Origin of the sequence: Rothia sp. HSID18069, from assembly GCF_003989155.1 — a bacterium.
Taxonomy (GTDB): Bacteria; Actinomycetota; Actinomycetes; order Actinomycetales; family Micrococcaceae; genus Rothia; species Rothia aeria.
Genome location: NZ_RBMG01000003.1, coordinates 272,250 through 278,600, shown reverse-complemented (window position 1 = coordinate 278,600; position 6,351 = coordinate 272,250). Strand labels below are relative to the sequence as shown.

Below are 6,351 nucleotides of genomic sequence, written 5' to 3'. Positions count from 1 at the left end.
CAACAGGCACGCAGAAGCCCCCCAGACAGTCATCATTCAGAGCCAACCACAACATCAACAGCACCCCTTCAGGGCCCCTCGCCGCGGCGACTCATACAACTATACACACCCCCCACACAACACGCAAATCCACACACCATGAACTACACCACACATAAAGCAGCATGTGGGTGCCACCTACAAAACTGGGGGTAACTGCTCAACGCAGTTACCCCTATATACGCTATCTTTTCGTCATAGCAACCTACAGAAAAATTCTTACTCTTTGTTCTTGGCCGTTACAGGCTCCACCGGGGCCGCAGCCTTCACAGCCTTAGGCTCCGATGCTTGGCGCGCCCCAACACCCTGCTGTTTTGTGGCTTGTTCAAAAGGAGAAGCTAATGATTTGCCGTCGCCGCCCTCCTTCGTCATTTTTCCGTCTGCAGATACGCTGTAGACAGTTCCGTCCTGGTATTTAAGAGTCCAGGAGCCGTCTGCCTTCACTTCATACGTCCTGTAACCGTTAGTCGCCGCGTAGGTGTAGGAACCATCAGCGTTAACGGTTAACTCTCGAAGATCATTCTTCTCTTCCCAAGACCCGTCCTTCTTCACAATGAGCTGGGCGGTCTTGTAGTTCTTACTCCACGAGCCATCATCATTAACGATTGCTTCGCCCACAGGATCACTAGCCGTAGCCGTGCGGTTACCGCTGCTGTCTGCGCCACCTGCCGGAGCAGTACTTGCAGATACTGAAGACGACGCAGTTGAGCTTGCCGAAGACGATGCACTGCTACTTGCACTAGCGGAAGATGAAGAGGCCGATGCCGCAGACGAAGACGATGCGGAGGCTGAAGATGATGCACTAGAACTGGAAGCAGCTGATGATGAAGAGCTATTCGATGCTGAGCTATTTGAGCTCCCGCATGCACTCAAACCCAGCATAGCGACAATACTCAGCGACACTACAGCAGAAGCAGGACGGATATTCATGTGATGATTCACTTCCCTCAAGTAAAAACTTTACGTCTTCACACATACATCGAAGACGGTATGACTATAGCACCGTATACCTTGAAATACCTTTAAATATGAAGCTAACGTTAAAATTTTAAACAAATGAGTTCTCTACACACGCACAGTGGTAAAGAGGGACCGCTAGTGAGACTCGGCGCGATGGCGCGATACATCATAAAGGGTAATACCCACTGCCATTGCGGCATTGAGAGACTCCATAGCCGAATCAATGGGAATCGACACGATCTGATCGCAGGTTTCCGTCACCAAACGCGAAAGGCCCTTACCCTCGGAACCAACCACCACGCACAGAGGTTCGGAAGCGAGCTGTAGATTCGGCAGGTCTATGTCTCCCCCGCCGTCCAAACCAATCACAAACATACCCTGCTCTTTTGCCTGCTGCAGCACGCGCGTCAGGTTCGTTGCCTTCGCCACCGGAATGCGGGCCGCCGCGCCCGCACTCGTTTTCCAGGCGCCAGCAGTCACCGCAGCAGAGCGACGCTCGGGAATAATGACCCCATCACCACTAAAAGCCGACACGCTACGAATAATTGCACCCAAATTTCGAGGATCGGTAATACCATCCAAAGCCACGAAAAGCGGAGGCGATTTAAGTTTGTCAGCATGCCAGCGCTGCATAACATCCAGCACCAAATCGGTCGCATCCGGGTACTGGTAAGGCGGAATCTGCATTGCGACCCCCTGATGCACGGCACCATCCGTCAGACGGTCCAGCTCGCTGCGGGGAATCTCCAGCATGGGCAGGTTTTTCTTATTCGCCATCGTCATAATGTCGCGCACACGGTCATCAACCTCAATACGGCTCATCACGTACAGGTGCTTCGCTGGAATATTGGTGCGAAGCGCCTCCAGAACCGCGTTGCGGCCAGTAACAAGTTCATCGCTCACGCGCTTGCCGCCCAGACGAGTCTGGAACTTACGGTTCGTGCTGGTAGCCGCCCGGCGCTCCGCTGCGCGCTTCATCTTATACGCCTTGTGATAAACGCGGTCCTCAGCCTTCGGGGTGGGCCCTTTACCTTCCAGCGCACGCCGACCGTGGCCGCCGGTGCCCTTCGTTGCACCCTTTTTCTTCGTGGTAGCGCCGGGGCGCGAACCTGCCTTAGCCATATCTGTATCCTTTTAGTTCAACGTCTGTCATGCCCGCTTTCGGGGCGAGTTTCGGGGGAATCTGTTATGCGTTGAGGCTCCATGTAGAGCCCTGCGCGCCGTCCTTGACTGTAATACCTGCGGCGGCGAGAACATCGCGCATCCTATCGGCGGTTGCCCAGTCCTTCTCGGCACGGGCACTCGCGCGCTGCTCCAAAATAGTGTGAATGAGCGCATCTAATGCCTGATGTTCCGCGCCAGATGCTCCCGAACCGTCAAGATTCATGAGCGAAATCAGCCCCAGCACATTCGCCATAGCCCACACGGCGTTTGCGCATTCGGAGGCATCCGCACCGGCGGCAAGCGCGGCGTTACCGGCGCGAGTCTGCTCGTGCAACACCGCGAGCGCGCGCGGAATATTCATATCGTCATCGAGCGCATCCGCAAACTCCTGTGGTACGCGACGTTCCTGGGGATTCGGGGCCATAAGCTCCGAGGTGGCGGCGAGGAACGCCTCCACACGCTCGATAGCTACCCGTGCCTCTTCTAATGAAGTGGGGCGGTAATCCAGCACCGAACGATAATGTGCCGAACCCAAGTAATAGCGCACCACCAGCGGGCGAGCCTGCTGCAGCATTTGCACGGGCGAAATGGTGTTGCCGATTGACTTCGACATTTTCTCGCCCTCGTAAGTGACCATACCGTTGTGCATCCAGAAGTTAGCGAAATCATCGCCCGCCGCCGTGGACTGCGCCAGTTCATTCTCGTGATGCGGAAAACGCAGATCCAGCCCGCCGCCGTGGATGTCGAACCGCTTCCCCAGATATTTACCTGCCATCGCAGAGCATTCCAGATGCCAGCCGGGACGACCGCGACCCCACGGCGAATCCCACGCTGCGGTCAGCGGTTCACCTTCCTTATACCCCTTCCACAGGGCAAAATCGCGGGGATCACGCTTGCCGCGCGGGTCCGCGTCGGCAGAATCCTGCATATCGTCCACGCTCTGGCGGGTGAGCGCGCCATAGTGTTCCCAGGAACGCACATCGAAGTAGACATCCCCAGAATCATCAAGCGCCGGGTATGCGTGCCCGCGATCGATGAGACGCTGAATAAGCTCAAACATCTCAGGAATGTGACCGGTCGCGCGCGGCTCATAGGTTGGCGGGTCAATACCCAACGTCGCATATGCGCGCGCAAAAACCTTCTCGTACCGGTATGCGAGCGCCCACCACTGCTCGTTGGGGTGTTCCCCAGTGTAGGTGGGCTGTGCAGATTCAACGGACTTCGCCAGAATTTTATCGTCAATATCCGTAACATTGCGCACGGTGGTGACTTTGAGCCCACGGTAGCGCATCCACCGCGCAAGCTGGTCGAAAACCAGGGCGGAACGGATATGCCCCACATGCGGTTCACCCTGCACGGTGGCACCGCAGTAGTAGATGCGTGCCTCACCGGGGACTACCGGTTCAAAATCGCGGATGCTTGATGTTGCTGAATCATAAAAACGCATAGTCACAGTACCTAGTTTACGGGGTACAGCACCCAAGCGGCGGGTACCGCCGGATTCTCATTTAATAATCTTCCATCCGGGGAACTACACCACAGGGTAAAGGAGTGCGGTAGCAACGGCTGCAACGCCTTCGCCGCGTCCGGTCAGGCCCAAGCCGTCGGTCGTGGTCGCGGTAACAGTCACCGAAGCCCCAGCCGCTTCGCTCAGAACGCGACTGGCTTCTGCGCGGCGCGGCGAAAATTTGGGGCGGTTACCGATCAGCTGCACACTAATGTTGCCGATCTCGAAACCTGCCGCTCGCACGATTGCCGCCGCCTCCGAGAGAATACGCACCCCGGATGCGCCCGCCATATCTGGACGATCCACCCCGAAGTTACTGCCCAAATCTCCGGTACCGGATGCAGCAAAGAGCGCATCGGCGGCCGCGTGCGCAACGACATCGCCGTCGGAATGCCCGCTAAGCCCGCGTTCGCCCGGCCAGTACAGCCCCGCGATCCACAGCTCGGTGTTTTCCTCGCCAAAGGCATGCACGTCTACACCAGTTCCTACGCGGGGTATGACCGGCTCTTGGGAGCCGGGGCGGTTCTGCGTGCTGGGAATATCTGTCATGGCGTGCCTTTCGTCGCGGTGTACTGTGGGTTCCCCACCCTCACCTTCCTGTGACGAAACGTCATGACCCGGCGGGGCAGGTGTACGGGTTAGGCGGCAGAAGAATCGGGTGCTGCGTAGAGAGCCCTGGCAATGCGCAAATCCATGGGCGTCGTAATCTTAAAGGCGTCCATGTGCCCGCGCACGGTCACTACCCGTCGGCCCGCCGCCTCAACGGCCATCGCGTCGTCTGTGATCTTCTCAGACTCTTCAGGAGGCAGCCGTCGGCTGCGGCGGTGCGCCGCCTCAAGAACCCGCCACTCAAACCCTTGCGGGGTCTGCACGGCGCGCATCTGCGAGCGGGGCGGGGTGCCCGTCACGTACCCGTAGGCGTCTACTGTCTTAATCGTATCGACCACTGGAAGCACCGGGATCACTGCGTCCGAGCCAGTGTTCAGCTCATCCAGTACCCGCTGGTACACCCTCGGCGGGGTAAACGGCCGGGCGCAGTCATGAATCAGAACCACACGCGGGGCAAGGATCTGCTGCAACGAACATACTGCACGTACTGTACGCATTGCCGCCACCACAGAGGCGGTGCGGGTGTCCCCGCCGGTGCTCACCATCGCCCCGAACCTATTGGCGTCATCGTAGAGCTGCGGGCATGTCTCACTACAGTTAGGGGGCAGAGTCACCACCGTCATATCGGCGACCCCGGAATCGTGAACCCCCTGCAGCGCATGATGCAGCAGGGTTTTACCGCCCACCTCAACGGCGGCCTTGGGTACCGGCTCCCCCAGGCGCGTGCCCGAGCCCGAGGCGAGCACAATGACCGCAACGTCAATATCGGTCACACCAAGTTTATTCATCACGTAATGAGCGTACCCGATACGGCGGATACTTGAACAAAACCAGCCCCCGCCGGGGAGGTGAAACCGCGCCCCGCAGCGGCTACTGCAGGGAATACGGCGCACTAATATGCGCAGGTGGAGGCCGCAAAAGCCGCCAACCCGTAGGGAAAGCCTCGGGCACTATGTGATATTGAGCTATGCCTGTTCCCGTCCACGACCCAAAGCTCTCAATACACCCGAGCTAGAGCCGTCCGCTAACCGCCGCTACGGCGTGAACAGCCCATTGGGGAAACCTGGGGAGTCATATACCGACGTCTTGTCGATAAATTGCTAGAATGGTGCAAGAGATTACTTATCTCACGCCACGGTTCGCGGCCGCCCACCGTCCGGAAGAACGCCCGCGTCTGAGGCGTCTAGCACGCACACCGAGCCCTCACCGGCTCGCCACCACACCAAGGAGGACGGGTCGTGAAGTTCACCGTTTCTACAGCACTCAAACGCGCCGGAGCGGGCCTAACGCTAGGGGCCGCGTTACTGGCTGTCAGCGGGTGCGGGTATATTTACACCCAGCCAACCACCCTGCATTACGCCGCATCCGACGGAGTACACAGCACCATTAACGGCAATATTGAGCTGCGCAATATTATGGTTGTCTCCCACGGTAAAGGCGCCGAAGGGCGAGTGCTAGGCACCGTACTGAACAAAGGCAACAACGACGCGACCGTCACCTTCAACTTCCCCTCCGGGGCGAAAACCGTGAACGTCCCCAAGGGGCAGCAGGTGCGCCTGGAACAGGACGACCACAAGCTCGTGATCCCGCAGGTTGCGCCACAGCCCGGAGAAACCCTAAGTAACACGCGTGTATCCGTGGGCAATGCATCGGGCACTCTGAACATCCCCGTCATGGACGGCACCCTCAAAGAGTACAAGCCGTACCTGCCTGGTAATGCGAACGCTTCAGCCAGCGCCTCTCACCCCGGTGCCCCATCCGCGAGTCATGCAGCGACCCCCAGCGGCAGCGTGAGCCCCTCCGCTGTACCCGAGACCCCACGCGCATCACACGATGCCACCAGCGGGCGCACCCCAGAGGCGACCGCCGAAACCAGCCAGGCGCCCACCCTGAGCCTGGCCCCGGGGGCGACGGAGGAACCCACCGGTACGGAGCAGTCCGCCTCAAGCGCCTCACCCCAGCGTTAGAACAAGTTCAGCGGCCGGTTATAGAAAAACACCTAAACAGAACAACGGCGGGTGCCCGCCAGCAGGTTGTTGCATCCTGCGGCTGCGGCACCCGCCGTTTACGGT

7 protein-coding genes are annotated in these 6,351 nt (G+C 58.7%); 2 read left to right on the top strand and 5 right to left on the bottom strand.

Annotated elements, in window-relative coordinates; genetic code table 11:
* Positions 1–258: 258 nt before the first annotated feature.
* Positions 259–657, bottom strand: a complete 399-nt coding sequence (locus D8M41_RS09060; RefSeq protein WP_006887647.1) for a hypothetical protein — start codon at positions 655–657, stop codon at positions 259–261.
* 19 nt (positions 658–676) lie between these two features.
* Here D8M41_RS09060 and D8M41_RS09055 point away from each other — a divergent pair, with 19 nt between their 5' ends.
* Positions 677–973 carry a hypothetical protein gene (locus D8M41_RS09055; protein ID WP_006887596.1) on the top strand — a complete coding sequence of 99 codons (297 nt, stop codon included), beginning with the start codon at positions 677–679 and terminating at the stop codon, positions 971–973.
* 161 nt (positions 974–1,134) lie between these two features.
* Here the strand turns inward: D8M41_RS09055 and rlmB are convergent, their stop codons facing one another.
* The 4 genes from rlmB to ispD form a co-directional block, all read right to left on the bottom strand.
* On the bottom strand, positions 1,135–2,121 hold the full coding sequence (gene rlmB / locus D8M41_RS09050; protein ID WP_006887592.1) for a 23S rRNA (guanosine(2251)-2'-O)-methyltransferase RlmB: 987 nt from the start codon (positions 2,119–2,121) through the stop codon (positions 1,135–1,137).
* 64 nt (positions 2,122–2,185) lie between these two features.
* Complete coding sequence (gene cysS / locus D8M41_RS09045) at positions 2,186–3,616, bottom strand: cysteine--tRNA ligase (protein WP_039954977.1); 1,431 nt, start codon at positions 3,614–3,616, stop codon at positions 2,186–2,188.
* 78 nt (positions 3,617–3,694) lie between these two features.
* Positions 3,695–4,219 carry a 2-C-methyl-D-erythritol 2,4-cyclodiphosphate synthase gene (gene ispF, locus D8M41_RS09040; protein WP_006887680.1) on the bottom strand — a complete coding sequence of 175 codons (525 nt, stop codon included), beginning with the start codon at positions 4,217–4,219 and terminating at the stop codon, positions 3,695–3,697.
* An 89-nt stretch (positions 4,220–4,308) separates the two neighbouring features.
* Positions 4,309–5,067 carry a 2-C-methyl-D-erythritol 4-phosphate cytidylyltransferase gene (gene ispD, locus D8M41_RS09035; protein WP_006887678.1) on the bottom strand — a complete coding sequence of 253 codons (759 nt, stop codon included), beginning with the start codon at positions 5,065–5,067 and terminating at the stop codon, positions 4,309–4,311.
* A 450-nt stretch (positions 5,068–5,517) separates the two neighbouring features.
* On the opposite strand from ispD, the gene D8M41_RS09030 reads away from it, so the two are divergent.
* Entirely contained in the window at positions 5,518–6,246 is a 729-nt protein-coding gene (locus D8M41_RS09030) for a hypothetical protein (protein WP_126926841.1), read from the top strand.
* Positions 6,247–6,351: the final 105 nt, after the last annotated feature.